Genomic DNA, 25,602 nt, shown 5'->3' with positions numbered 1-25,602 from the left:
CCCCCGTGCTCACGCAGCGCACACAAGCGTGCACCCGCAGTGAGAAACGAGAGGTTGAGGGCTCAGGTACGACTACCCGAAGTTGCGTCCCCGGTCCGAGTGAACGGTCAGGCGAAGACCGCACCCGCTGTCAACCCGGCCGCCAGGAACACCAGCACCAGAGTGACCCGGACGTGTGCCGACCACCCGGCGTGGATCGCATCGCGGGAGCACTGGCGACCGAACCGGTGAGCTCGCCAGAATGCGAGCTGGTCGGCGAACGTCAGCTGTCCGTGCCGGCGCGCATGGCGACGGACCGCTCGACTACTCGGGCCGCCCAGATAGGCGGCCACCACTGGCTGATACTCGGCAAGCCCCAACGAATCCCCGTACATGATGCTCTGAACTTAAGGTGCCGTTGCCCGTCACCCGAACACCCACATGGATGAAAGACGGTCGGAAGACTCACAATTAGCCCCTTAGCGTTACCGCCGGCGCGCCGCGCAGGCACCCACAAACACCCATCCCATGGCCCAAGTAGGTGACCACAACCACGCACAGCAACTTCTACCTGGGCGCTCACACAGCCCGGGTCATGCCCGCACAGCGGCCCAGGCCGCTGTGCCGAGCCCGACGGGCTGTGTGAGCGGCGAACCGAGGCGGACACTGGGAAGCCGATGAGAGGACTCGGATGGATGGCGTGCCGCTCTGGCAGACCCTCCTCGGCGTTGCCGGGATGTTGGTCTGGGCGGTGCTCTGCGGCGTCCCGGCGCTGGCGATCTACAGCCTGGCGGCCCGGACGCGGAGCAGCGCACTGAGCTGGGTGGTGCTGACCGTGCTGCTACTGGTCTGGCTGCCGCTGGTCACCGTGCTGTGCCTGTGGGCGGTGGCCAGCCTGATCGGTTGGCAGCTGACCTGAGTCAGGCCGCCGCTAGCCCGCCGGGACGGCCGGCTCTACCGCGCGCGGTCTACCGATCATGAACGAGGGCAGCCCGTGCCGTTCGTTGGTGAGGCCACGCTGGTCCAGCCCGGTTGCCACGATGCCGAGCAGTGTGAAGATGAGGTCGCCGGTACCGCGGAGCTGAAGGTGCGGGTCGATCAACGTCAGTACCAGCAGGAACCGCCACACGATGTCCAGGGACGACGCCGCCGCACCGAACGGACCTGGGTGGCCCAGTGCGGGTTTCACCGAGCGCAGCGTGCGCACCGAGAGCCAGATGAACGCGGCCAGCAGCGGGATGCCGCCGACCCACAGGAAGTACAGCACCCCGGACTCCAGGTAGATCACCTCACGCCAGCGCTCCGGGGCCTGCAGCACCTCGTTCGGCGACACCCCGATCAGCGTGGTGACCCAGTTGAAGTGCGGCAGGTACATGTGGGCCAGGTTGTCCAGGCGGCCCTGCTCGGGCTCCGGCAGGAACGAACCGTTCTCCCCGATGCCCGACAGTCGCCCGACGAAGGCCGGGAAGCCGATCACCAGTGCGACCAGTGCCAGCGGGGCGAACCGCCTGGCCTGCCGGCGCAGGTCCGGGAAGCGCCAGGCCAGCAGCGCGAACGCGACCGCGGTGGCGATCCAGGTGGAGAACTGGCCGGCGGCCAGCACCCCGGTACTCAGCAACATGGCCAGGATCAGCCGCTCGCGCCTGCCGAGCAGGCCCCGGGCACCGCAGCAGAGCACCAGGACCAGGGAGATGATGATCACGTCTCCGGTCGCGATCGGCGACCCCAGGGTGGCGCTGCCCCGCTCACTGAGGTCCTGGGTGTCCGCCGCGCCGGACCCGCTGTTCCAGAAGGTGTCCAGCAGCGCGAGGACCGGCCCGAACTTGAGTGTCTGCAGCACCGCGATGAGTGCCACCACCGCGCCCGGCCAGACGATGAAGCGAATCGTGCGCATGATCCGCTGCTCGGTGGTGACGGTGTACCGGACCAGGAAGTAGATGCCGACCAGCTTGGCCATCGGCAGCGTGCCGGCCAGCTCGTCCGACCCCGGGATCAGGCCGCGCAGGGTCAGCGAGGCCAGCGGCCACACCGTCGAGGCGAGCAGGAAGACCGCGAGGGGAACGTCGATCAGCGGATAGAACCGGGGCCGGATCGCATCGCCGCGCACGTAACGCAGATAGGCGCCGAGCACCGCCCCGGCCACCACCACGGCCAGCAGGCCCTCGTTCGGCCGCACCAGTGGCAGCAGGGTGTCCCGGTCGATGCCCGCGATGATCGGCAGCGTGATCAGGTAGGCATAGGTGGCGAAGATCGGGTACAGCGCCGAGGTGACCAGCAGCACGATCGCGAAGGCGCCGCCGACGAAGCCGTAGGCGGCGGACGGGCCGTACGCGGCGGCGAGCAGCGAGGCGGCCACGGTGGCCATCACGGCGAGCGCGATGATCCGCCGGGTGCCGCGGTCCCGACCGTCGCCGATCGGGTCCGGGGCCTGCGCGGACGAGTCCTGGCGAGCCAGCGTCCGGGTCATCGCCGACCCTCCCGCGACGGGTCGGCGCACCGCTCCCGGACGGCACGGCCGAGCCGCTGATCGGCCCGAGAACACAGAATGCGCACCACGCAACGCTACTGGCGCATTTCTGGTACGACTCTCAGCTTGATCAGTATGATGACCTGTAACCGCAGCTCACCGGGCGTGTCGGCCCGGCCAGGCCCGGGCCCGCCGCGCTGAGGCGCCAGGCGGCTTATAGGGCTCACATGCCAGTGGGGCACGATCGACTCCAGAACAACGGCGCCCGCACGGTGCCGCGCAGCGGGTTGGTCTGGATGGAGTCGGCGTGAGCAACCAACGCGATCCTCGACAGGAAGGTCGTCCGGCGCCGGCGTCGCCGCGCTGGCGAAACGAGGCGACGCCGGGCGCCGGGCGTGCGCCGCGCCGACCCGCACCTCCCCCGCCCGAAGCCGACCCCGACTTACTCACCCACGGCGGTCCCCCTCCCCCCGGCGCAAGGTCGGTGGGCGGGCTGTCGCGCGGCGGCCCGCCACCCGGCGGCCCGTGGGCCGCCCGGACCCGGGTGCTGCGCAGCCCGCGGCCGGCCCGCGACCCGCTGGACGCGGCCCCGACCGAGATCATCACCCCGGCGGTGTCCGGGCAGCGTCCCAGCCCGCCCGGTCCGGGCGGACCGGGTGAACCGGTGCCACTGTGGCGGCGGCTGCCGGGCGTGGGGCCGGGCGGACCGGTGCCACCGTGGCGGCGGCCGGCGGGCTCGGGACCACGCGGACCGCGCCGGCCGGGCCGCCGGGTGGTTCTGATCGTGCTCGGGGTGCTGGTCCTCGGCCCGATCCTGGCGTTCGCGATCGGCTGGATGGTGTTCCCGGCGCCCACCCCGGACGACCTGTCCACCAGCCAGGTGGCCACCCTCACCTACGCGAACGGCCAGCCGCTGGCCACCATCCGCCCGGCCGGCGTGGAGAACCGGGTCAAGGTCAGCCTGGACCAGGTACCGCAGCCCGTGCGGTACGCCGTGCTGTCCGCCGAGGACCGGTCGTTCTACTCCAACCCCGGCTTCGACGTGCTCGGCATCCTCAGGGCCGCGTGGCACCAGCTCACCGGCGGGGTCGGCGGCGGATCGACCATCACCCAGCAGTACGTCAAGATCACCACCGGGCAGGACCAGCACTCGCTGTGGCGCAAGTTCCGCGAGGTGATCGCGGCCGCCAAGATCTCCAAGGAGTACAGCAAGGACCAGATCCTCGAGGACTACCTGAACACCATCTACCTGGGGCGCGGCGCCTACGGGATCCAGGCGGCGGCCAAGGCGTACTTCGGAGTCAACTCACATGAACTGACCTACTCCCAGGGCGCCCTGCTGGCCGGGATGATCCAGTCACCGTCCCGGTGGGACCCAGCCACCGACCCGGCCAAGGCCAGCCAGCGGTGGGACTACGTGCTCGACGGCATGGTGACCCAGCACTGGTTGAGCCCGGCGGAGCGCGCGGCCGCCCAGTTCCCCACCACGCTGGCGCAGAAGTCGTCCGGCGCCGGCATCCCGGGCGACCACCTCGGGCACATCTACACCCAGGTGAAGGCCGAGCTGGAGAACGACGGGATCAGCGAGCAGGAGCTCAACCAGGAGGGTCTGAACATCACCACGACGATCGACCCGGTGTTGGAGAAGGACGCCGCCGACTTCTCCGCCAAGGCCCTGAAGTCGCAACCGTCCAACCTGCGCACCGCACTGGTCTCGATCGACCCGAGGACCGGCGCGATCCTGGCCTACTTCGGCGGTGAGAACGGCGTCGGGCTGGACTACGCCCAGGTGCTCAAGCAGCCGGGTTCGTCGTTCAAGCCGTTCGTGATGGCGGCTGCGCTGGAGAAGACACCGCCGATCGGGCTGGGCACCAACTTCGACGGCTCCTCGCCGCAGACCATCGCCGGCCAGACCGTGTCCAACTCCGACGGCGACAGCTGCGACAGCTGCGACCTGAAGACCGCCATGACCAAGTCCATCAACACGATCTTCTACCGGCTCGCGGTGCAGGTCGGCCCGGCCGCGGTCGTCCAGGCGGCGCACCAGGCCGGCATCCCCGACAGCCTGCTGGCCAACCCGACCGCGGGCATCGCGCTCGGCGACAAGGAGGTGCACCCCGGCGACATGGCCGCGGCGTACAGCACCTTCGCCGCGGACGGGCTCTACCACGCCCCGCACATGATCACGAAGGTCGTGACCTCGGACGGCCGGGTGCTCTATGACGGTGCCAACAACCCCGGTGAGCAGCGGATCGATGCTCAGGTCGCGCGCAACGTGACCGAGTCGATGATGAACGTGGCCAGTGGCTCGCTGATCCCGCTCTCCGGTGGCCGGCAGGTCGCCGCCAAGACCGGCACCACGCAGAGCCGCATCGAGGGCCAGAACAACGATGCCTGGACGGTCGGTTACACCCCGTCGATCGTCACCGCGGTCTGGGTCGGCACCGACAACAACTCACCGATCAAGACCTCCGGCGGGAGTCCGATCTACGGCCGGATGGTGCCCGGTTCGATCTGGCAGCAGTTCATGAACGCGGCGTTGCGCAACACCCCGCCGGAGCAGTTCAGCAAGTTCGTACCGCTCGGCGCGGCACCCAGGAGCAGTTCGGGCGACAGCCAGGACAGCGACTCCGACAACTCAGACGACGACAACTCCGATGACGACAACTCCGACGACGACGGCTCCAGCCACCACAAGCGTCGCCACGGCGACTCGAGCGACTCCGACAGCAGCGACTCGGGCAGCGACTCCGGCGACTCGGGCGACTCCGGCGACGACAACTGACGCGCTGTTCGCGGTCTTCAGCGGGAGTCGTCAGCGGGTTTCGATGAGGTCGCGGTGCAGCTCCAGCAGCGCCGGGATCGTCGCCGGGTCGCGGCGTCCGAAGCCGCACTCGGTGCCGATGCCGAACTCGGACCGGAACTTGCTGGCGGCCGCCAGTCGGCGCCGCGAGCCCGCGACGCCGTCGGTGGAGTGCACCAGCCCCAGGTAGAGCTCCGTGTCCGGGGCCAGCCGCAGGTCCTCCAACGGCGCGAAGTAGTCGGCGTCGTCCCGGTCCCGCGGTACCGGCAGGTGCACCCAGTTCAGCGGCCGGGACAACCCGCCGGCGACCCGGTTGGCCAGCCCGACCAGCACCGCCGTGTCCCTCGGCTCCACGAAGTGCTGGTGCCCGAAGTCGCCGTAGCAGAGGTGGTAGCCCATCGGGACCGTCTCGGGCACGGCGTCGCCGAGTGCCACCAGGGCCTGTGCCAGGACGGTCTGGGGGTCGCCCTCGAACGGCGCCGGGAACACACCTTCGAGCAGGCCGATCTCCGGGGCCACGTCCCACTGCACCGCGAGCTCGGTGTGCGGCACGGCGGCGCACACCTCGGCCAGCTCACGCATCAGTGCCGCGCGGTACGCGGGTAGCAGCGCCTCGATGTCGCGCGGCGAGACGTACAGCGTCAGCGGGCCGCGCGGGGTGGGCAAAGACACCTGGAACCGGGTCTCCGGCCGGATCACCCCAGCGGCCTTGAGCTCGGCGAACGTGGCGTAGGAGGCCAGCGCGGAGTCGGCGTAGCCCAGCCGGGGAAACTCCAGCTCGGCCGGGTCGGCGCCGGCCCGGAGCTGGAACATCGGAGGTTGGTACCCGGTGCTCCCGGCCCCCTCGGCCGGCTTCTGCTCGATCAACGGGTTCGCCCGCAGCAGCGCGACCTGGAAGCGGACCCAGCTGGTGCGCTCGCCGGTCTCACCGTCCGGGATCCGGGGCAGGTGGGCACCCAGCACCTCGGAGGTGGCCCGGAACACCTCGGCGGCCGAGGCCAGCGGCACGCTGCCGACCAGGTGGACGAGCTGGTTGGTCGAGGCGGCGTCGCCCATGATCATCCCCTCGCTTCGGTGCCCGGCCCTCCGTTGACTCCGAGCGCCGATCAAGACTCGCATCCGGCCGGTGTCGCTGTCTTGGGGAGAGCACCCAAATTCGGCCCGCGCGTCGTTGTCGCTTCACACAGCGCACTCCAGCCACAGACCGACCCGCACCCGGTTCGCACACCGCCGTTGTGACCGTGGGGAAACCTCCCGGCTACAGGACTGCCCGATGCTGTCCCGGGAGGTGGTTCGACAGATGCCTACTCGGGACCAACACCGCTACGCCCCCGGTCCCGTCGTTCACGACAGCCTGCCCGGCCTGTGGAGCGAGTACCGCAGCCCGGGCTTCTTCGACGAGATGCTGGTCGGCGGCGGTGCGCGTTCGGCCTGTGAGGGTGTGCTCGGCTACCTCTCCTCGCTCGGCGACGACCTGCTGGAACGCCAGCGGGCGGCGGAGCTGGCGATCAAGGCGATGGGCATCACGTTCGCCGTCTACGCCGACGCCGACAACCGGGAGCGGTCCTGGCCGTTCGACGTGATCCCCCGGGTGATCTCCACCCAGGAGTGGAGCGCGATCTCGGCCGGCCTGGTGCAGCGGCTGACCGCGCTGAACATGTTCATCGACGACCTCTACGGCGCGGCCCGCGTGGTTGCCGACGGTGTGCTGCCGCTGGACGTGCTGGCCAGCTCGGCGAACTTCCGGCCGCAGTGTGTGGGTGTCCACCCGCCCGGTGGGGTGTGGGCGCACGTGTGCGGCAGCGACCTGGTCCGGGACCGGGACGGCACGGTCTACGTGCTGGAGGACAACCTGCGGGTGCCCTCGGGCGTCTCGTACATGCTGGAGAACCGGCTGATCACCAAGCGGGTGTTCGCCGACCTGTTCCGCGACCTGGACATCCACCCGGTGGACAGCTACCCGAACAAGTTGCAGGAGATGCTCGCGGCGCTGTCCCCGCGCGGTGCGGAGTGGCCGACCATCGCGCTGCTCAGCCCCGGCGTCTTCAACTCGGCCTACTTCGAGCACGTGTTCCTGGCCCGGCAGATGGGCGCGCACCTGGTCGAGGGCGGCGACCTGGTGGTCGACTCCGACGACTGCGTCTACCTGCGCACGGTCAGCGGGCCGGTCCGGGTGGACGTGATCTACCGGCGGATCGACGACCTGTGGCTGGACCCCGAGGCGTTCCGGCCGGACTCGCTGGTCGGGGTGCCCGGCCTGATGCGGGCCTGGCGGGCCGGCAACGTGGCCATCGCCAACGCGCCGGGCGCCGGGGTGGCCGACGACAAGGTCATCTACGCCTACGTGCCGGAGCTGATCCGCTACTACCTCAGCGAGGAACCCAAGATCGCCAACGTGCCCACCTACCTGTGCCACGACGACGTGTCGCGCCGCCACGTGCTGGCCAACCTGGACGAGCTGGTGGTCAAGCCGGCGAACGAGTCCGGCGGTATGGGCGTCTTCGTCGGGTCGTTCGCCAGCCGCGCGCAGAAGGAGGCCATGCGGATGCGGATCGAGGCCGACCCGCGCAACCACATCGCCCAGCCGATTCTGGCGCTGTCGACTGCGCCGACTCTGTGCGACGGTGTGGTGGTACCCCGGCACGTGGACCTGCGGCCGTTCATCCTGTCCGGCGAGCGGCTCTACGTGACCCAGGGCGGGCTCACCCGGGTGGCACTGACCGAGGGCTCGCTGGTCGTCAACAGCTCGCAGGGCGGCGGCAGCAAGGACACCTGGGTGCTCGATCCCACGGTGTTGGGGCTCCGTCCGGACGGCACGGAAGCCAGGTAGGGGGCGCGCGATGTTGCTATCCCGGTTCGCGGAATCGCTGTACTGGGCGGGCCGCTACCTCGAGCGTGCGGAGGCGACGGCACGGCTGGTCCGGGTGCACACCGAGCTGTTCCTCGACCTGCCGAGGGCCGCCGGCGTCGGCTGGTCGCCGCTGCTCGCGGTGACCGGCTGCAGCGAGGAGTTCCTCGGCCGGCACACCGGGCCGGACGAGGACGACGTGGTGGCCTTCCTCGCCATCGACCCGAAGAACCGGGGCTCGGTACTGACCAGCATCGCGCAGGCCAGGATGAGCCTGCAGGTGAGCCGGGTACTGCTGCCCACCGCGTCCTTCCAGGTGGTCAACAGGCTGCACGACTGGGCCACCGCCACCTCGTCGGAGTCGATCGACCGGCGCACCAGGCTCGACTGGATGGACGCGGTGATCGCCCAGTGCCAGCTGCTGGCCGGTGCACTGGCCGGCACCATGTGCGAGGACGAGGCGTACGGGTTCCTGCAGATCGGCCGCCACCTGGAGCGGGCGGACATGACCATCCGGGTGCTCGACGTGCAGGCCGGCATCCTGGTCGCCCAGCCGGGCGAGGAGGAGGGCCTGCCGTACGGCGACGTGACCTGGATGAGCGTGCTGCGGTCACTCTCGGCGCACCAGATGTTCCGCCGCAGCGCGGGCAGCGGGGTGTCCGGGCCGGCGGCGCTGCGCTTCCTGCTGCAGCAGCCCCAGTTCCCCAGATCGGTCGAGTTCTGCCTGGCCGCGACCGCCCGCACCCTGGGCCAGCTACCCAGAGCCGGGCTACCGCTCGCCAACTGCGCGCGGGTCCGGGCCCGGCTGCGCGACCCGGGGCTCGCCGAGCTCGACACGCCCGGTGACCTGCACGAGCTCGCCGAGGACCTGGAGTCCGGCATCGGCACCCTGCACGAATCGCTGGCGCAGACCTACTTCCGGCTGGAGGCGGCACCACCCGCCATGGTCGAACTCGCCTAAAGCGTTCAGACTGGCCCCAGAGCCGTCACACCTGCACTGCATCCAGGGTTTCAACCAGGGGGACCAGCTTGGCCATTCACGTCGCTCTCGAGCACCAGACCTCCTACCGGTTCGACCGCGCCGTGCGGCTGGCCCCGCACGTCGTGCGGCTGCGCCCGGCGGCGCACTCCCGCACGCCGGTGCTGTCCTACTCGCTGCGCGTCGAGCCGGAGAACCACTTCCTGAACTGGCAGCAGGACCCGTACGGCAACTACCTGGCCAGGCTGGTGTTCCCGGAGCCGGCCCGGCTCCTGACGGTCACCGTCGACCTGGTCGCCGATCTCACCGTGATCAACCCGTTCGACTTCTTCGTCGACGAGTCCGCGGAGCGCTACCCCTTCGAGTACGACTCGGAGCTGACCCGCGACCTGGCCCCCTACCTGGCCAGCGAGCCGCCCGGGCCGCTGCTCACCGAATGGCTGGCCGAGCTCGGCGCCAAGCCCGGTGACGGTGTCCCGATCAACGACTTCCTGGTCGGCATCAACCAGCGGCTGCAGCGCGACATCGGCTACCTCACCCGGATGGAAGTCGGCGTGCAGACCCCCGAGGAGACGCTGGCGCGGCGCCTCGGCTCCTGCCGGGACAGCGCCTGGCTGCTCGTCGCGATCATGCGCAAGCTGGGGCTGGCGGCCCGGTTCGTCTCCGGCTACCTGGTCCAGCTGGTGGCCGATGAGAAGCCGCTGATCGGCCCGGCCGGCCCCACCGCCGATTTCACCGACCTGCACGCCTGGACCGAGGTGTACCTGCCCGGCGCCGGCTGGATCGGCCTGGACCCGACGTCCGGACTGTTCGCCGGCGAGGGCCACATCCCGCTCGCCTGCACTCCCGAGCCGTCCAGCGCCGCCCCGATCAGCGGCGCGCTGGAACAGGCCGAGGTGGAGTTCTCCTTCATCAACCGGGTCAGCAGGGTGCACGAGAGCCCGCGCGTCACGCTGCCCTACTCCGACAAGCAGTGGGCCGACATCGACGCGCTCGGCGTCGCGGTGGACGAGGAGCTGGAGACCGGGGACGTCCGGCTCACCCACGGCGGCGAGCCGACCTTCGTCTCGGTGGACGACATGGAGTCCGACGAGTGGACCGTCGCACCGGACGGCCCCGGCAAGCGCGCGCTGTCCTGGCGGCTGGCCGGCAAGCTCGCCGAGCGGTTCGCACCCGGTGGCCTGATCCAGTTCGGGCAGGGCAAGTGGTACCCGGGCGAACCGCTGCCGCGCTGGCAGATCAGCATCCTGTGGCGGGCCGACGAGGAGCCGCTGTGGCTGGCGCCGGAGCTGCTGGCCGACCCCTGGGCACCGGGTGACTCCAGCGCCGAGGACGCGAAGGCGCTGCTGCTGGGCATCGCCGACCGCCTCGGCATCGAGGCCGAGTACTGCCTGCCCGCCTACGAGGACCCACTGGACCGGTTGGCCGCCGAGGCGCTGCTGCCGGGCGGGCCGCCGCCGCCCTACGACGTCGACCCGACCGACCCGGCGCTGGCCGAGCCGGACACCAGGGCCCGGATCGTCGCCGCGCTGGACGCCGAGCGCGGCGCGCCGACGGGTTGGACGGTCTTCGTGCACCGCATCCACTCCGGTGGCGGCGGCTGGGCCACCACCCGGTGGGCGCTGCGCCGCAAGCACCTCATGCTGCGCCCCGGCGACTCGCCGATGGGGCTGCGGCTGCCGCTGGCCTCGATGAGCTGGAAGCCGTTGCCGCCGGACCCGGAGCGGTCCACCTTCGAGAAGCGCGGAGAGCTGCCCAGCGCGTCGGAGCTGGTGCGCGAGGGTGCCGCGCCCGTGCCGCAGGCCGCTGTCGTGCCGCCGGAACAGGCACAGCCGACCGCGCTGTGCGTGGAGGTGCGCGAGGGCCGCCTGCACGTGTTCCTGCCGCCGATGGAGTACCTGGAGCACGCCGTCGAGCTGCTCGGCGCTGTGCAGGCAGCCGTCACCGAGGTGGGCTGCCCGGTGGTGATCGAGGGCTACGCGCCGCCGAACGACCCGAGGCTGGTCCGCCTGGTGGTCGGCGCCGACCCCGGGGTGATCGAGGTGAACGTGCACCCCTCGGCCAGTTGGGCGGAGCTGGTCGGCACGGTGACCGGGCTCTACTCCGACGCCCGCGGGGTCGGCCTCGGCACCGAGAAGTTCGACCTTGACGGCAGCCACACCGGCACCGGTGGCGGCAACCACGTGACGCTCGGCGGGGCGAGTGCGCCGGACAGCCCGCTGTTGCGCCGCCCCGACCTGCTGCGCAGCATGATCACCTTCTGGCAGCACCACCCGGCGCTGTCCTACCTGTTCTCCGGGCGCTTTGTCGGACCGACCAGCCAGTCGCCCCGGGTCGACGAGGGCCGCGACGAGGCGCTCTACGAGCTCGAGATCGCCTTCGACGAACTGGCGAAGCACAGCACCAGCTCCGATGGCGAGAGCCGGCCGTGGATGGCCGACCGGCTGCTGCGCCACCTACTGGTGGACATCACCGGCAACACCCACCGCGCCGAGTTCTGCATCGACAAGCTGTTCAGCCCCGGTACCGAACGCGGCCGGCTGGGCCTGCTCGAGCTGCGCGCGTTCGAGATGCCGCCGCACCCGAGGATGGCACTGGTGCAGTCGCTGCTGGTCCGGGCGCTGGTCGCGCGGTTCTGGCGGGAGCCGTACGCGGGGCCGCTGGTGCGCTGGGGCACCGAGCTGCACGACAAGTTCCTGCTGCCGGCGTACGTGGCGGCGGACATCGCGGAGGTCACCGCCGACCTTCGGGCGCACGGCTACCCGTTCCGGCAGGAGTGGTTGGCCCCGTTCCTGGAGTTCCGGTTCCCGCTGATCGGGACGACCGACGTCGCCGGCGTCACCCTCGAGCTGCGCAACGCCATCGAGCCGTGGCCGGTGCTCGGCGAGGAGGTCGCGCTCACCACCTCGGCGCGCTACGTGGACTCCTCGGTCGAGCGGCTGCAGGTACTGGTCACCGGGATGACGGCCGGGCGCCACCTGGTCACCTGCAACGGCGTCGCGGTACCGCTGCGGCCCACCGGCACGCCCGGCGAGTTCGTGGCCGGGGTGCGCTACCGGGCCTGGGCGCCGCACTCCGCCCTGCACCCGACGATCGGTGTGCACGCGCCGCTGGTGTTCGACCTGATGGACCGCTGGAACGGGCGCTCGCTCGGCGGCTGCACGTACCACGTCTCGCATCCCGGCGGCACCAGCTACGAGCACTTCCCGGTGAACGCCAACGAGGCGGAGGCGCGGCGGGCCAGCCGGTTCCGCTACGACCGGCACACCGACGGTCCGGTCGACCTGGCGGCGGCGATCGTGCCGACCCCGGGCGGCGATGAGTACCCTTACACCGTGGACCTGCGACGAGCACCTGGAGCGGCCAGTACCGGCACGGTGAGATGACGTGCCCGCTGAGCCGGCGACCGCCACGCCGATAGGGCTGCTCGCCGGCTACCAACCGCTCCCGGCGGTGCACGACGAGATGGTCGACGGCGGCGGACGGCTCCAGGAGCACTGGACGCACGTCGGCCGGGTGCTCGACGGGCTCGGCCACCACCAGCTGACCCAGCGCCGCGCCGAGGCGGCCCGGCTGCTCGCCAACGACGGCGTCGACTACCAGCTCGCCGCCGGTGAGCCCGGCACCGGGCGGCGCTGGGAGCTGGACCCGGTCCCGCTGCTGCTCGGCAGTGCGCAGTGGGCCGAGGTCGAGCGCGGTCTCATCCAGCGCGCCGAGCTGCTGAACCTGGTGCTGGCCGACATCTACGGGCCCCGGCAGCTGATGCGCGGCGGCCTGTTGCCGCCCGAGCTGGTGTTCGGCCACCCCGGGTTCCTGCGCGCGGCCGACCAGATCCGCATCCCCGGCTCGCAGCAGCTGTTCGCCTGCGCCGCCGACCTGGCGCGCGATGCCGGCGGCGGCTGGTGGGTGCTGTCCGACCGCACCCAGACCCCGTCCGGCTTCGGCTACGCGCTGGAGAACCGGGTGGTGGTGTCCCGGGTGTTCCCCAGCATGTACCGCGACGCCCAGGTCCACCGGTTGGCACCGTTCTTCCGCACCCTGCGCACGGCGTTGCAGGCGGCGGCGCCGCCCACGGCCGGCGAGCCCCGGATCGTGGTGCTCACCCCCGGCCCGTGGAGCGAGACCGCCTTCGAGCACGCGTTCCTGGCCTCCTACCTGGGCTACTCGCTGGTCGAGGGCGCCGACCTCACGGTGCGCGACGGCCGGGTCTGGATCCGCTCGCTCGGCCAGCTGGAGCCGGTCGACGTGATCCTGCGCCGGGTGGACAGCTCCTACTGCGACCCGCTTGAGCTGCGCTCGGAGTCGCTGCTCGGGGTGCCCGGGCTGGTCGAGGCCTGCCGGAGCGGCAGCGTGGCGGTGGTGAACACGCTGGGCAGCGGTGTGCTGGAGAACCCCGGCCTGCTGTCGGTGCTGCCCCGGCTGTGTGAACGCCTACTCGGCCAGCCGCTGCGGCTGCCCTCGGTGCCGACCTGGTGGTGCGGCGAGGAGGACGGCCGCCGGCACGTGCTGGCACACCTGGACCGGCTGGTGGTGAAGTCGATCGGCCGCGAGCGGGGTGCGCAGACCAAGCTCGGCTGGCAGCTCAGCGCCGCCGAGCTCGACGAGCTGCGGCACCGCATCGAGGCCCGCCCGTACGGCTGGGTCGGCCAGGAACGCCTGGACCTGGCCACCGTGCCCGCACTGACCGAGGCCGGACTGGAGCCCCGGCCCGCGGTGACCCGGGCCTTCCTGGTCGCCCGGCACGAGTCCTACGTGGCGATGCCCGGCGGCCTGGCCAGCGTGGCCACCTCGGCCGGCGGCGAGTTCATCGCCAAGCGGGACAGCGCGGTGTACAAGGACCTCTGGGTGCTGGCCTCGGAGCCGGAGGACCTCGCCGGCTTCTGGCTGCGCACCGGGCGGCAGGTCGTCTCGGAGCAGGCGATGTCGTCGCGGGCGGCCGAGAACATGTTCTGGCTGGGTCGCTACGCGGAGCGCGCCGAGGCGGTGGGCCGGCTACTGCGGGTGGTCAGCGACCGGCGCAACGACTTCCCGGACGGGGTCAACCCGGCCGGCACCGCCTGCCTGCGTTCACTGCTCGGCGCCTTGGCCCAGGTCACCGGTACCCACCCGGGCTTCCAGCCCGACGACGCCGACATCAGCGGCGCGCTGCTCGACCTGCTCAAGGACTCCTCGCGGACCGGCAGCCTGGCCTTCGCGGTGCGCCGGCTCCGCGACGCCGCGTACCCGGTGCGCGACCAGCTCTCCGGGGACATCTGGCTGGTGCTGGGCGCGCTCGAGCGGGAGCTGCTGGACCCGGCCGATCCGGCCAGGGGCGCCGCGCTGGCCTCGGGCACCCTGTCCCGCGTCCTGACCAGCCTGCTCGCACTCAGCGGTCTGGCCAGCGAGAGCATGGTGCGTGACCAGGGCTGGCGGTTCATGAACGCCGGGCGGCGGCTGGAACGGGCGCTGCAGGTCTGCGCGCTGCTGCGGTCCACCGTCACCCTCGCCCGCGACACCGCCACCGACAGCCTGCTGCTGGAGTCGGTGCTCACCTCAACCGAGTCGATCATCACCTACCGGCGCCGCTACCGCTCGCACGCCCAGCTCGCGACCGTCCTGGACCTGCTGCTGCTCGACCCGGACAACCCCCGCTCGGTCGGCTATCAGGTGGACCGGCTCGGCGAGGACGTCGCCGCGATCTCCCGCCGGGACGGCGCCGCCCGGCTGACCGAGCCGGAGCGGCTGGTGCTGGAGACCTCGACCGCCCTGCGGCTGACCGACCTCATCCCGCTGGCCGAGGCCGACTCCGACGGCGGCCGGCCCGGCGTGGCGGCGTTCCTGGACCGGCTGTCCGGGCTGTTGGAGCGGACCGGCGACGCGCTGGACACCGCGCACTTCACCCACCTGCTGCCGCAGCAACCGATGCCGACCCCGGCCGGCACCGGCCACACCACCCACCTGCGACTGGTCTGACGAGATGGCATACGAGGTCACCCACCGCACCGAGTACCGCTACCCGTCGACGGTCTCGTCCAGTTTCGGCGAGATCATCATGTTGCCCCGCGACCTGCCCGGCCAGGCCTGTGTGCGCAGCGAACTGATGATCGACCCGGCGCCGCACGACCTGCGCCAGCGGATCGACTTCTTCGGCAACAGGGTCGCCTACTTCGCCGTGCTCGCGCCGCACACCCGACTGTCGGTGACCGCGACCAGCCTGGTCCGGGTGCACGGCCGACGGGTCGAGGCGGCACCGGCGCTCGAGCTCGGCTGGGAGCAGGCCCGCGACCGGCTCAGGGCCGACACGGTCGGCGAGCTGCTCGAGGCCCGCCAGTTCGTGCTCGACTCGCCGCTGGTGACGCTGTCGGAGCAACTCGCCGAGTACGCGGCGCAGTCGTTCCCGCCCGGACAGCCGGTACTCGCCGCCGTCACCGACCTGGCCTCCCGGATCTACCGCGACTTCGAGTTCCTGCCCGGCGCCACCGAGGTCAAGACGACGATCGACGAGGTGTTCGCGCGCCGGGCCGGCGTCTGCCAGGACTTCGCGCACGTGGCGATCGGCTGCCTGCGTTCGCTCGGGCTGGCCGCGCGTTACGTCAGCGGGTACCTGGAGACACGGCCGCCACCCGGCAAGGCCCGCATCGCCGGCGCCGACGTGTCGCACGCCTGGGTGTCGGCCTTCGTGCCCGGCGCCGGCTGGGTCGATGTCGACCCCACGAACGACCAACTGGTCAACGACCGCTACGTCACCACCGCGTGGGGCCGCGACTACACCGACGTACCGCCGCTCAAGGGAGTGATCTTCACCGAGGGCGACGTCCAGGACCTGCGGGTCAGCGTCGACGTGATCCCGGTGGACGATCCTGACTAGCCTCGCCGGATCGGGGTATTAAAGAACGTGCTCTCCTTCCGCTGCCCCCGATGTTCCCAGCTGGTGTTCTTCGAGAACACCACGTGCCTGCGCTGCGGGCTCGGCCTGGGCTTCGATACCGAACAGCTCACCCTGGTCAAGTTCGACAACACCACCGGCGCCCGGCGCTGCGCGAACCAGGCGGTGGCGGTCTGCAACTGGCTGGTGCCGGGGACCGACACCGACCCCGACGCGCTGTGTCGGTCCTGCCGGCTGACCCGGACCCGGCCGTCGGACTCCGACGAGACCGCGCTGGCCGCCTTCGCCGACGCCGAGTCCGCCAAACGGCGGGTGGTGTTCCAGCTGCTCGACCTGGGCCTGCCGGTGGAGTCCTGGGAGGACAGGCCCGGTGGCCTCGGCTACGACCTGCTCTCCAGCAACGGTGTGCTGGTGATGATCGGTCACGAGGACGGCATCGTGACCATCGACCTGGCCGAGTCCGACGACCCGCACCGCGAGCAGGTCCGCCAGGAGATGGGTGAGCCCTACCGCACCATGCTCGGCCACCTGCGCCACGAGACCGGGCACTACTACTGGACCGTGCTGGTCGAGCCGACCGAGCGGCTGGCCGGGTTCCGGGCGCTGTTCGGCGACGAGCGGGCCGACTACGCCGAGGCGGTGTCGCGGCATTACGACCAGGGCGCGCCGCCCGGTTGGCGCAGCGAGCACGTCAGCGCGTACGCCACGATGCACCCGTGGGAGGACTGGGCGGAGACCTTCGCGCACTACCTGCACATCCGGGACACGCTGCAGACCGCCGCCGCCTTCGGCATCCGCATCGACGCCGCCGAGCAGGCACTGTCCGCCGACCCCGCGGCGCACGTCGACCGCGAGCCGTTCGAGTCGATCCTGGACGACTGGCTGCCGCTGACCTACGCCCTCAACGCCGTCAACCGCAGCATGGGCCGGGACCCGCTGTACCCGTTCGTGCTCAGCCCGGCCGTCGTCGAGAAGCTCACCTGGGTCCACCGGGCGATCATGGCCAGCACTGCCAACCACCCCGCTTCCGCCTAGCGCCACACAACTACGCGCCGGCACAGACCTGCTGCCCGCCGCACAGAGGTTGCACGGTCTGTGCGGCCCGCGGCCGGTCTGTGCGCGCCGGGTAGGGACGAGCGGGCGGGCTCAGTCGCCCAGCCAGCTGTACGCGGTCTGCGGGGAGATCTTCAGCGCGCGGGCCATCGCGCGGATCTCCAGTCCCTGGTCCCTGCCCGCCGCCAACAGCCCGCGCTGGCGCTCGCGGAGCTCCTCGATCCGGGCGGCCACCTCGGCCATCTCGGCGAGCAACCCCTCGGCCGCCGGGCCGGCGCCGGCCCGGGAACGCCCGGCCCCGGGACGCGGGAACTCGCGCACCTGCTCGGCGTCCCAGCGGCGGCGGCGCTTCTCGTCCAGGCCGGGCAGCGGCGGCGGGGCCTGCCCGCGCGAGACGTAGCCCAGCCACGTGGTGGTCTTCACCCCCCAGGCCCGCGCGCAGTCGTCGCTGGTCCAGACCTCCGCGCCGGTGATGGGTCACCGCCTCCTCAGCACACCGGGAACGTGCACAATCCCGTCGACACCTGAACCCTAATCCGGTGCCCGGCTCTGTTGCCCAGCCGCACCCGGTGCAGGTTGTCGCGCCGGCCACCGGAGAGGTTCCAGATATCTATATACTTATACATAAGTAGTCAGATCACCTGACAGGAGCACCTGCGATGCCCGGCTTCACGACGCTGATCGCCACGCTGACCGGCACGGTCGCGGTGGCCGCGACGCTGGCCGCGTGTTCGTCGCCCGGTCAGGGCACCGGCGCGGCGGCGCCGAGCGCAACCCCGCCGCACGACTGCCCGACGGCCACGCTCCCGACCGGGACCGCGGGGCCGCCCGCCGGCCAGGCGATCACCATGGCAACCTCCGTCGCCCCCAGCGACACCAGCACCAGCACAGTGCTGACCAACCTGAACGGCCCGCAGATCCAGTGCGGCCGGACCGCGCTGGACACCTACTCCGACATCGTCTTCGCCACCCCGACCGGCACCGGCGGCACCGCGCTGCCACTGAAGCTGGACATCCAGGTCCCGAAGACCGACGGCCCCAAGCCGCTGGTCGTCTACGTCACCGGCGGCGGCTTTGTGATGGCACCCAAGGAGAACGGGCTCAACCTGCGCACCTACGTCGCGGAGGCGGGCTACGCCGTCGCCAGCATCCAGTACCGGACGGTGCCCGACGGAGCGACCTACGCCGACGGTGTGGCCGATGTGAAGTCCGCGATCCGCTACCTGCGGGCACACGCCGGCCAGTACCGGATCGACCCGAACCAGGTGGCCGTCTGGGGTGAGTCGGCCGGTGGCTATCTCGCATCAATGGTCGGCACCACCAACGGCCGCACCCAGTTCGACGTCGGCGCCAACCTGGACCAGAGCAGTGCGGTGCAGGCGGTTGTGGACAAGTTCGGGCCGTCCGACCTGGACAAACTCGCCGCCGACTTCGACCCCGCCATGCAGCGGTACACCTACCTGCCGGGCAACTCCCTCGCGCGCTGGGCCGGCGTGAGCTCGGGCAGGTCCATCCTGGACGACCCGGCGGCGGACGCCAGGGCGAACCCGATCACGTACGTCACGAATGCCGCTCCGCCGTTCCTGATCATGCACGGCAGTGCCGACAAGCTCGTCTCGCCGAGTCAGACGCTGCTGCTGCACACCGCACTGCTCGCCGCCGGCGTGGACAGCACCCGCTACGTGTTGACCGGCGCCAACCACGGCGACCTCGCCTTCCTCAACGGTCCGGCCGCCGCGCTGCCCTGGTCCACCCAGGAGGTCATGAACCACATCGTCACGTTCCTGAACGGCCACCTGAGGCGCCAGTAGCCCGGGTGGGGGACCGATTCAGGAGCTCGTGGAGACACGTAGCCGGGACGGGACGTCCTCCGAACAGGACACAACACCGCCGTAACGCTGGGGCTGACGCAGCGTCACTGGCGGGGCGGGCCGGTGTCGACCCTCGTGCGACTGGCGTGTCCCCTTGCCACCGAGACCAACGTCAGTCCGGTATTTTGCGCCTCACTAGGAACGGGCGTGGTCGTCACGCTCGACGGAGTACAGCGCGGGCAGCGCCGGGAACTCGAGCCACCCCGGTTGGGACTGCAGCCGGCGGAACTCAGCCCCGTGCGCGGCGTCGAACCGCTCGGCGGAGTCCCAACCGGCCACGTTCACGTAGCGGAGCCGGGCCGCCGGATCGAGCGAGCGGTGCAGCCGGCGCCACCGGAACCCCGGCTGTGCGCACATGAACCCGTCGATCTGGGCCCAGAGCTCGAGGAACGCCTCCTCGCGCCCGGACGGTACCTCGAAGCAGTTGATGAAGACCACGTCCGCCATGGACTCAATATATCTATAAAGTCATATCTATTTACCGGGTCGGCCGCACTCTGCGGGCCGCCGACCCGCGCGTCGACGCCTCAGGCGCGGGCGAGCGCGGTCAGGTGTGCGTTGCCGAGCATGTCGAGCACCCCGGGCGCGCCCTGGTGGCGGAACCACTCGATCCCGTAGGCCGCGTCGAAGTCCGCCACGGGCAGGTGCTCGGCGCCGACCTGGCTGGCGTGCGCGGTGATCGCCGCGCGCTTGCGGGCCAGGTGCTCCGCGCCGCCGGCCACCGCGAGGGTGATCTCGGCGGTGGTCCTGCCGAACGGCACCGCGGCCGCCGAGGCGGCACCGTGCACCAGATGGCCGTCCGGCGCGCTCAGGTGCAGGTGCTCCCGGTCGACGGTCATCCGGTAGCTCGAGGCCCCGACCAGGTCGGCGGCGGCGCTCCCGATCCGGTGCGCGCTGACGTGGTCGGGATGGCCGTAGATGCCCTGCTCGTCGTCATAGATCAAGGTCTCGGCACCCTCGGCGACGGCCAACTCGGCGATCCGCCGCGCCAGCCGCAGCGGGTCGGCACCGGCCAGCGCGCGCGGGTGCGATCCGCTGGTCCAGCCGGGCAGCCCCGAGTCCCGCCGACCCAGCAGTACCAGCCGGGACACCCCGAGCAGCTCCGCCGAGCGCTCCAACTCGGCGGTGCGCCGGCTCGCGATGGTTTCGCCGGGGGCCAGCGGTACCCGGGATTCGCCGAGCTCGCCGGCCGTGGCCAGCACGAGGACGGTGCGCGCGCCCGCGTCGGCGAGGCGCCGCAGGGTGATCCCGGTGAAGATCGCCTCGTCGTCGGGGTGCGCGTGCAGAGCCAGGACGGTGTGACCGCGAAGATCGGGGGTGCTGAGCATGGTGGGTGACCACAGACGTGCGGGGCCGCGACGCGGCCGGGATCGACGGGGGGCTCAGTTGCGGCGACAGCCGCGACAGCACCCCGGACAGCAACAACCCGGGAACGGGTAGCTGGTCCGGTCGATCACGGCACGGAGTATGCCATTAGAACCGGGGTGAGCGAAATCCACCTGTGCGCAAACCCACGGCTGCTCGCCGACCGGGAGCGGGACGACCAGCGAAGCGCAGCCCCACCGCCAGGAGCGGCGGTCGGCACGGTTGCGCCATGCTGATCGAGGGAACGTCGTACCGGATATCGGGTGGGGCAGAACGGAGGGTCCATGTCGCTGGTCGACAACGCGATCTACATCGACGGGAAGCGGACTGTCGCGCCGACCTCACTGGAACAGACCTGTGAGGAGCTCCGCGCTGGCCCGGACGGCGGGAAGCGCCTCTGTTGGATCGGTCTGCTGCGCCCCTCGGACGACGAGATCCGGGCGGTGGCCAAGGAGTTCGACCTGCACCCGCTCGCTGTCGAGGACGCCATCGACGCGCACCAGCGGCCCAAACTGGAGCAGTACGGGCGGACCTTGTTCGTCGTGCTGCGCCCGGCCCGCTACGTCGACCCGGTCGAGGTGGTGGAGACCGGCGAGGTGCACCTGTTCCTCGGTCCCGACTTCGTCATCGTGGTCCGCCACGCCGAGGTACCCGACCTCGGCGAGGTCCGGCACCGGCTCGAGGCGTCGCCCGAACTGCTCAGCCGGGGCCCGTTCGCGGTCCTCTACGCGGTGCTCGACAAGGTCGTCGACGACTACGGCCCGGTGCTCGAAGGGCTGCAGAACGACATCGACGAGATCGAGGTCCAGGTGTTCGGGGGCGACCCCGACGCATCGCGGCGGATCTACCAGCTGACCCGGGAAGTGATCGAGTTCCAGCGCGCGGTGGAACCCCTGATGGATGTCCTGGGCGAGGTCCGGACGCTGCTCAAGGAAAGTGCTAGTGACGCGGATCTCGAACTGCGCCGGATGCTGCGCGATGTGGCCGACCACACCACCCGGGTGGTCGAGCGCACCGAGGGTTTCCGACAGCTGCTGACCAACATTCTCACGGTCAACACCGCACTGGTCGCGCAGCGGCAGAACGACGAGATCACCCGACTGACGGAGGCCAGCTACAAGCAGGGTGAACAGGTCAAACGCATCTCGTCCTGGGCGGCGATCCTGTTCGCTCCGACCCTCATCGCCGGCGTCTACGGGATGAACTTCACCCACATGCCCGAGCTGCACTGGACCTTCGGCTACCCGATGGCCGTCGTCCTCATGCTGCTCCTCGGACTGATCCTCTACCTGATATTCAAGCGACGCGGCTGGCTCTGATGTCACCCGCTCAGCCCAGGCACATGGTCCGCACAAGATTTTTGAGTACGGCGGGAAGAAACTTAAGGTACGGTTCGTTCACTAAGCAGTAAGCGCCGGCGGGTCGGACCCACGGCACGGGAACGTCGACGTAGGAGGTCATGGTGGAAGGCCCGGGCGCAGCGTCCAACACAGCCACCAAGGAAAAGATCCAGACCAACGGATCGGCGCCGAAGACCGCGCCGGCACCAGCTCCGGCGGCACCGCCCCCGGCGCCGGCCCCCGAGGCCGAGCAGGCCGCCCCCGGCAAGCGCAAGATGAAGCGCTCCACCCGGGTCGCGCTGACCATCATCGTGATCCTCGCGGTGCTCGCCGCGCTGGGCTTCGGTGGCGCCTACTTCCTGTACTCGCGCAACTTCGTCAGCACCGACAACGCACAGGTCGACGGTGACAAGGTGCAGATCAACGCACCCGCCACCGGCACCCTGGTCGACTGGGGCGGCACCCAGGGCACCCAGGTCAAGCGGAACGAGATCATGGGCCGGGTCAAGATGGGCAGCAGCGGCGCCCAGCCCCAGATGACCATCAAGTCCCCCGGCAACGGCAGCATCGCGGTCAACAACGCCGTCGAGGGACAGTGGGTCACCGCCGGCACCCAGCTGGCCACCGCCTACGACTTCAACAAGATCTACGTGACCGCCCGGGTCGACGAGACCGACGTCGCCGACATCCACCCCGGCGCCCAGGTCGACGTCGACGTCGACGCCTTCTCCGGCACCCCGGTCACCGGCATCGTCTCGGAGATCCAGGGCGCCGCGGCGAACCAGTTCTCGCTGTTCCCCGAATCCAACAGCACCGGCAACTTCCAGAAGGTCACCCAGGTGATCGCGGTACGCGTCGCATTCACCAACACCAGCGGACTCGCCCTGGTACCCGGCATGAACGTCACGGTGCACATCCACAAGAACTGAACCCAGCACCAGAACGAATGACGCTGCGCTGATGCCCGCCTCCGACGAGGCGGGCATCACTGCGTTCCGGGCCGTTTTTCGACGCCTCCCCGCCCCCGGGTGAGTCAGGATGGGTAGGTGCAATCCCATACCGTCCTGCTGGACCTCGACGGCACGCTGGTGGACTCCGCCTCGGGCATCCTTGGCTCGCTCCGCGAGGCGTTCGACGAGCTCGGGCTGGCCTGGTCGGACGCCGACCTGGGCGGCCATCTGGTCGGGCCACCGCTGTACGAGACCCTGCCGGCCATCGTCGGCGACGAGGCGACCGCCGTCGTGATGCCCGTCTACCGCCGGATCTACGCCGAGCGGGGCTTCCTGAGCTCGACGCCGTACCCGGGCGTGGACGCGCTGCTCCAGTCGCTCGCCGACGGCAATCGCAGGGTCGCGCTGGCGACCAGCAAGGCCGAGTTCTCCGCCCGCCGGATCCTGGACAACCACGGGTGGACCCCGCTGTTCGCCGCGATTGTCGGCGACACCCCGGACGCCGGGCGCCCGACGAAGACGCACATCATCGCCGAGGCCATGCAGCAGCTGAGCGCCGCGCCAGGCGACACGGTCATGGTCGGCGACCGCAGCCACGACGTGGTGGGCGCCCGCGCCAACGGTCTGGCCTGCATCGGCGCCGGCTGGGGCTACGCGGAGCCCGGTGAGCTCGCCGACGCCGGTGCGACCTCGGTCTGCGATACCGTGGCCGACCTGCGCGAAGCACTGGGGTAGCCGGCGAGAGGAGGCTGGGCATGGCGGTGTGGGACATCGCGGCTCGGCCGTCGGGTGAACAGTTCGACTACTGGCGCGAGGTGATCTGCCAGGCGTTCGTCCCGTTGGCCCCGGAGCGGACCATCGAGCGCTCCGGTTTCTCGAGCCAGGTCGAGGCGCGGGCGCTGGGCACGCTGAACCGGGCGCGGATCCGGTCCCAGCCCCAGCGGGTGGCGCACGGCCGGCGTGAGGTCAGCAGCTCACGGGGCGAGTTCTACTTCGTGAACCTGCAGCTGTCCGGACGCTGCCTGGTGCGCCAGGGACAGCACGAGTCGCTGGTCGAGCGCGGCCAGTTCGCCGTGGTGGACACCACCGAGCCGTACTTCTTCGACTTCGATGCCGACTGGCGGATGCTCTCCTTCCGCGTCCCGCACGAGCAACTGCGGACCCGGCTGACCGACCCGAGCGTCGGCACCGGAATCGGCATCGATGCCACCACGGGTACCGGTCGGGTCGTCTCGGCGCTGATGCGCTCGCTGTGGGAGCTGGACGAGTCGACCGGCAGCTGCGCGGCCGCGGAGCTGGAGCAGTCCTTCTGCGCCGTGGCGGCCGTGGCGATGGCGACGGCAGCGGGGCAGGCCTCGCTGGACCGGACGCCGCACGAGGGCACCCGGGCCGCGATCCTGCGCTTCGTCGCGGCGAACCTCGCCGACCCGGACCTGTCGGTGTCGACGGTGTGCCGGCGTTTCGCGATCTCCCCCCGACTGCTGCACAAGCTGTTCGAGCAGCACACCCGGCCCTTCGCCGAGACCGTGCGGACGATGCGGCTGGACCGGTGCGCCCGGTTGATCGCCGATCCGCGCACCGGGGCGTCGATCACCGAGATCGCCGCCCGGCACGGCTACCCCGACCCGGCGTCGTTCAGCCGTGCCTTCCGGCGCCAGTTCGGCGTCGCCCCCCGCGACCTGCGCGGCCGGCCGGTCCCGGACACCGCTCAGCCGCCCTCGCCGGGGGCAGTGTCGCCAGGGCCGCCGGCACCGAGCCAGGTGGCCGACGGGTCGTAGCCGGGGGCGGCCAGCATCGCGTGCAGCTGCCGGCGGCGGATCCCCATGTTGCCCCCGTCGAACAGCGGGTAGACCAGCGCGTCGCGCAGGATCTCGGCGAGCGGGCTCCCCTCGCCGTAGCTCTCGATGCCGACCACCCGCATCAGGTCGGTGATCACCCGCACGGCGGTCTCCGAGCCGAAGATCTTGGCGTGCAGGGCCAGCTCCGCGGCGGCCGGCGAGCCGGTGTCGAGTGCGTGGCAGGCCTTCCAGCACAGGTAGCGGACGGCCTCCATGGCCCCCTTCGCGTCGGCGAGGGCGTAGCCGACCGCCTGGTGTTCGATCACCGGCACCGCTCCCCCTCGGCGCTGCGTGCCGGCGAACTCGAGCGCGAACTCGAACGCGGCACGCATCTTGGCCAGCGCGAACACCCCGACCAGCGCGGCGGTGGGCACGAAGCTGCCGGCCACGATCTGGCGACCGGCACCGGGGCCACCCAGGATGTTTCCCTTCGGCACCCGCACGTCGCGCAGCGAGACGGTCGGCGTCTGGTGCGCGCGGTGGCCGAGCAGCTCGAGGCTCTCCTCCAGCACCAGCCCCTCGATCGGGCCGGGCACCAGGATCACCGAGAGTGCCCCGTCCGGCGGCGCGTCGGAGCTGGTCCGGCAGACCACCGCGAGCAGGTCCGGCCCGGTGCCGTCCCAACCGCCGGAGCTGGACACCCACTTCTTGGCACCGTTGATCACCCACTCGTCGCCGTCCAGCACGGCCGTGGTGCGCACCCCCTCGGCCGGCGCCGGGGCGTCGAAGTTCGCACTGCCGCCCGGCTCGCTGAACGCGAACGCCGCCAGCGGTGCACCGGCGGGTTCCAGGAACGGCCCCAGGTGCTGCTCCAGCTGCTCCGGGCTACCGGCGGCCATCAGCGGCGTGAGGCCCAGGGTGACCGCGAAGAGGGTCAGCGACACGTTCGCGTCCACCGCGACGAACTCCTCCGCGATGACCGCGAGATCGACCATGCCCCGGCACTGGCCGCCGACCGGGACGGGCAGGATCCGGCGCAGCCAGCCCGCCGCGACGACCTGCTCGTAGATCGGCTTGGTCGCCTTCCACCGCTCCTCGGCGGTGCCCAGCCCCCGGGTCGCCGGCCCCACCTCGGTGAGCACCTTCCGCGCGAAGTCCCGGGCGGCGAGACTCAGCTCGCGCTGCTCGGGAGTCAGGGTGAAGTCGATGGCCATGCCGGTCTCCTCGCCGCTGCGGTCGCCGCACCGACGACCAGGCCAAGGCTGCCCCCGGGACGGCCCACCGTCTTGACCGTCCGCGCACAG

At 71.1% G+C, this 25,602-nt stretch carries 20 protein-coding genes; 13 read left to right on the top strand and 7 right to left on the bottom strand.

Going from position 1 to position 25,602, the window contains the following annotated elements; translation table 11 throughout:
* Window positions 1-107 precede the first annotated feature (107 nt).
* Complete coding sequence (locus tag ACTXG6_RS21280; RefSeq protein ID WP_445189550.1) at window positions 108-374, bottom strand: hypothetical protein; 267 nt, start codon at window positions 372-374, stop codon at window positions 108-110.
* Window positions 375-670: 296 nt separating this feature from the next.
* Between ACTXG6_RS21280 and ACTXG6_RS21275 the strand changes: the two genes are divergently transcribed.
* On the top strand, window positions 671-898 hold the full coding sequence (locus tag ACTXG6_RS21275; RefSeq protein WP_445189549.1) for a hypothetical protein: 228 nt from the start codon (window positions 671-673) through the stop codon (window positions 896-898).
* Window positions 899-910: 12 nt separating this feature from the next.
* Here ACTXG6_RS21275 and ACTXG6_RS21270 read toward each other — a convergent pair whose 3' ends face one another.
* Window positions 911-2,446 carry a hypothetical protein gene (locus tag ACTXG6_RS21270; RefSeq protein ID WP_445189548.1) on the bottom strand — a complete coding sequence of 512 codons (1,536 nt, stop codon included), beginning with the start codon at window positions 2,444-2,446 and terminating at the stop codon, window positions 911-913.
* A 484-nt stretch (window positions 2,447-2,930) separates the two neighbouring features.
* On the opposite strand from ACTXG6_RS21270, the gene ACTXG6_RS21265 reads away from it, so the two are divergent.
* Window positions 2,931-5,231: a transglycosylase domain-containing protein gene (locus ACTXG6_RS21265; RefSeq protein ID WP_445189547.1), complete on the top strand. Its 2,301-nt coding sequence runs from the start codon at window positions 2,931-2,933 to the stop codon at window positions 5,229-5,231.
* A 30-nt stretch (window positions 5,232-5,261) separates the two neighbouring features.
* Here ACTXG6_RS21265 and ACTXG6_RS21260 read toward each other — a convergent pair whose 3' ends face one another.
* Window positions 5,262-6,305 carry a hypothetical protein gene (locus tag ACTXG6_RS21260; protein WP_445189546.1) on the bottom strand — a complete coding sequence of 348 codons (1,044 nt, stop codon included), beginning with the start codon at window positions 6,303-6,305 and terminating at the stop codon, window positions 5,262-5,264.
* Window positions 6,306-6,549: 244 nt separating this feature from the next.
* Here ACTXG6_RS21260 and ACTXG6_RS21255 point away from each other — a divergent pair, with 244 nt between their 5' ends.
* The 6 genes from ACTXG6_RS21255 to ACTXG6_RS21230 all read left to right on the top strand — a co-directional run bounded on the left by ACTXG6_RS21255 (window position 6,550) and on the right by ACTXG6_RS21230 (window position 16,976).
* A complete protein-coding gene (locus ACTXG6_RS21255) occupies window positions 6,550-8,079 on the top strand; it encodes a circularly permuted type 2 ATP-grasp protein (RefSeq protein WP_445189545.1) in 1,530 nt (509 codons plus the stop codon).
* 10 nt (window positions 8,080-8,089) lie between these two features.
* On the top strand, window positions 8,090-9,058 hold the full coding sequence (locus ACTXG6_RS21250; RefSeq protein WP_445189544.1) for an alpha-E domain-containing protein: 969 nt from the start codon (window positions 8,090-8,092) through the stop codon (window positions 9,056-9,058).
* A gap of 68 nt (window positions 9,059-9,126) precedes the next feature.
* On the top strand, window positions 9,127-12,462 hold the full coding sequence (locus ACTXG6_RS21245) for a transglutaminase family protein (RefSeq protein ID WP_445189543.1): 3,336 nt from the start codon (window positions 9,127-9,129) through the stop codon (window positions 12,460-12,462).
* A gap of 1 nt (window position 12,463) precedes the next feature.
* Window positions 12,464-15,028 (top strand): circularly permuted type 2 ATP-grasp protein, encoded by a 2,565-nt coding sequence (locus ACTXG6_RS21240; protein WP_445189542.1) that lies wholly within the window; start codon window positions 12,464-12,466, stop codon window positions 15,026-15,028.
* A gap of 4 nt (window positions 15,029-15,032) precedes the next feature.
* Window positions 15,033-15,923 (top strand): transglutaminase family protein, encoded by an 891-nt coding sequence (locus tag ACTXG6_RS21235; protein WP_445189541.1) that lies wholly within the window; start codon window positions 15,033-15,035, stop codon window positions 15,921-15,923.
* A gap of 27 nt (window positions 15,924-15,950) precedes the next feature.
* Window positions 15,951-16,976: a zinc-binding metallopeptidase family protein gene (locus tag ACTXG6_RS21230; RefSeq protein ID WP_445189540.1), complete on the top strand. Its 1,026-nt coding sequence runs from the start codon at window positions 15,951-15,953 to the stop codon at window positions 16,974-16,976.
* A 111-nt stretch (window positions 16,977-17,087) separates the two neighbouring features.
* On the opposite strand, the gene ACTXG6_RS21225 is transcribed toward ACTXG6_RS21230, so the two are convergent.
* Window positions 17,088-17,417 carry a hypothetical protein gene (locus ACTXG6_RS21225; RefSeq protein ID WP_445189539.1) on the bottom strand — a complete coding sequence of 110 codons (330 nt, stop codon included), beginning with the start codon at window positions 17,415-17,417 and terminating at the stop codon, window positions 17,088-17,090.
* Between the two features lie 236 nt (window positions 17,418-17,653).
* Here ACTXG6_RS21225 and ACTXG6_RS21220 point away from each other — a divergent pair, with 236 nt between their 5' ends.
* On the top strand, window positions 17,654-18,805 hold the full coding sequence (locus ACTXG6_RS21220; RefSeq protein WP_445189538.1) for an alpha/beta hydrolase fold domain-containing protein: 1,152 nt from the start codon (window positions 17,654-17,656) through the stop codon (window positions 18,803-18,805).
* A gap of 195 nt (window positions 18,806-19,000) precedes the next feature.
* On the opposite strand, the gene ACTXG6_RS21215 is transcribed toward ACTXG6_RS21220, so the two are convergent.
* Together ACTXG6_RS21215 and ACTXG6_RS21210 are read right to left on the bottom strand one after the other, a co-directional pair.
* Window positions 19,001-19,312 carry an antibiotic biosynthesis monooxygenase family protein gene (locus ACTXG6_RS21215; RefSeq protein ID WP_445189537.1) on the bottom strand — a complete coding sequence of 104 codons (312 nt, stop codon included), beginning with the start codon at window positions 19,310-19,312 and terminating at the stop codon, window positions 19,001-19,003.
* An 80-nt stretch (window positions 19,313-19,392) separates the two neighbouring features.
* Window positions 19,393-20,193, bottom strand: a complete 801-nt coding sequence (locus tag ACTXG6_RS21210; RefSeq protein ID WP_445189536.1) for a PIG-L deacetylase family protein — start codon at window positions 20,191-20,193, stop codon at window positions 19,393-19,395.
* 321 nt (window positions 20,194-20,514) lie between these two features.
* Between ACTXG6_RS21210 and corA the strand changes: the two genes are divergently transcribed.
* From corA to ACTXG6_RS21190, 4 genes are all read left to right on the top strand, one after another.
* Window positions 20,515-21,549: a magnesium/cobalt transporter CorA gene (gene corA, locus ACTXG6_RS21205; protein ID WP_445189535.1), complete on the top strand. Its 1,035-nt coding sequence runs from the start codon at window positions 20,515-20,517 to the stop codon at window positions 21,547-21,549.
* Window positions 21,550-21,689: 140 nt separating this feature from the next.
* Window positions 21,690-22,499 (top strand): HlyD family efflux transporter periplasmic adaptor subunit, encoded by an 810-nt coding sequence (locus ACTXG6_RS21200; protein WP_445189534.1) that lies wholly within the window; start codon window positions 21,690-21,692, stop codon window positions 22,497-22,499.
* A 117-nt stretch (window positions 22,500-22,616) separates the two neighbouring features.
* The gene (locus tag ACTXG6_RS21195; protein WP_445189533.1) at window positions 22,617-23,255 is read left to right on the top strand and encodes an HAD hydrolase-like protein; all 639 of its coding nucleotides are present in this window, start codon (window positions 22,617-22,619) and stop codon (window positions 23,253-23,255) included.
* Between the two features lie 20 nt (window positions 23,256-23,275).
* Window positions 23,276-24,298: an AraC-like ligand-binding domain-containing protein gene (locus ACTXG6_RS21190; protein WP_445189532.1), complete on the top strand. Its 1,023-nt coding sequence runs from the start codon at window positions 23,276-23,278 to the stop codon at window positions 24,296-24,298.
* On the opposite strand, the gene ACTXG6_RS21185 is transcribed toward ACTXG6_RS21190, so the two are convergent.
* Window positions 24,229-25,512 carry an acyl-CoA dehydrogenase family protein gene (locus ACTXG6_RS21185; protein ID WP_445189531.1) on the bottom strand — a complete coding sequence of 428 codons (1,284 nt, stop codon included), beginning with the start codon at window positions 25,510-25,512 and terminating at the stop codon, window positions 24,229-24,231. The two genes, ACTXG6_RS21190 and ACTXG6_RS21185, sit on opposite strands and share 70 nt — an antisense overlap.
* Between the last annotated feature and the right edge of the window lie 90 nt (window positions 25,513-25,602).

It is taken from the genome of Pseudonocardia sp. Cha107L01 (assembly GCF_052566575.1).
The sequence above is the reverse complement of the archived record's forward strand: the minus strand, read 5'-3'. Positions and strand labels throughout refer to the sequence as shown.

Excerpts from the sequence above, each read along its gene's own strand:
- ACTXG6_RS21210 (WP_445189536.1), bottom strand. The coding sequence starts at position 20,193 with ATGCTCAGCACCCCCGATCTTCGCGGTCACACCGTCCTGGCTCTGCAC.
- ACTXG6_RS21185 (WP_445189531.1), bottom strand. The coding sequence starts at position 25,512 with ATGGCCATCGACTTCACCCTGACTCCCGAGCAGCGCGAGCTGAGTCTC.
- corA (WP_445189535.1), top strand. The coding sequence starts at position 20,515 with ATGTCGCTGGTCGACAACGCGATCTACATCGACGGGAAGCGGACTGTC.
- ACTXG6_RS21260 (WP_445189546.1), bottom strand. The coding sequence starts at position 6,305 with ATGGGCGACGCCGCCTCGACCAACCAGCTCGTCCACCTGGTCGGCAGC.
- ACTXG6_RS21215 (WP_445189537.1), bottom strand. The coding sequence starts at position 19,312 with ATGGCGGACGTGGTCTTCATCAACTGCTTCGAGGTACCGTCCGGGCGC.
- ACTXG6_RS21220 (WP_445189538.1), top strand. The coding sequence starts at position 17,654 with ATGCCCGGCTTCACGACGCTGATCGCCACGCTGACCGGCACGGTCGCG.
- ACTXG6_RS21255 (WP_445189545.1), top strand. The coding sequence starts at position 6,550 with ATGCCTACTCGGGACCAACACCGCTACGCCCCCGGTCCCGTCGTTCAC.
- ACTXG6_RS21280 (WP_445189550.1), bottom strand. The coding sequence starts at position 374 with ATGTACGGGGATTCGTTGGGGCTTGCCGAGTATCAGCCAGTGGTGGCC.
- ACTXG6_RS21190 (WP_445189532.1), top strand. The coding sequence starts at position 23,276 with ATGGCGGTGTGGGACATCGCGGCTCGGCCGTCGGGTGAACAGTTCGAC.
- ACTXG6_RS21250 (WP_445189544.1), top strand. The coding sequence starts at position 8,090 with ATGTTGCTATCCCGGTTCGCGGAATCGCTGTACTGGGCGGGCCGCTAC.
- ACTXG6_RS21235 (WP_445189541.1), top strand. The coding sequence starts at position 15,033 with ATGGCATACGAGGTCACCCACCGCACCGAGTACCGCTACCCGTCGACG.
- ACTXG6_RS21200 (WP_445189534.1), top strand. The coding sequence starts at position 21,690 with ATGGTGGAAGGCCCGGGCGCAGCGTCCAACACAGCCACCAAGGAAAAG.
- ACTXG6_RS21270 (WP_445189548.1), bottom strand. The coding sequence starts at position 2,446 with ATGACCCGGACGCTGGCTCGCCAGGACTCGTCCGCGCAGGCCCCGGAC.
- ACTXG6_RS21275 (WP_445189549.1), top strand. The coding sequence starts at position 671 with ATGGATGGCGTGCCGCTCTGGCAGACCCTCCTCGGCGTTGCCGGGATG.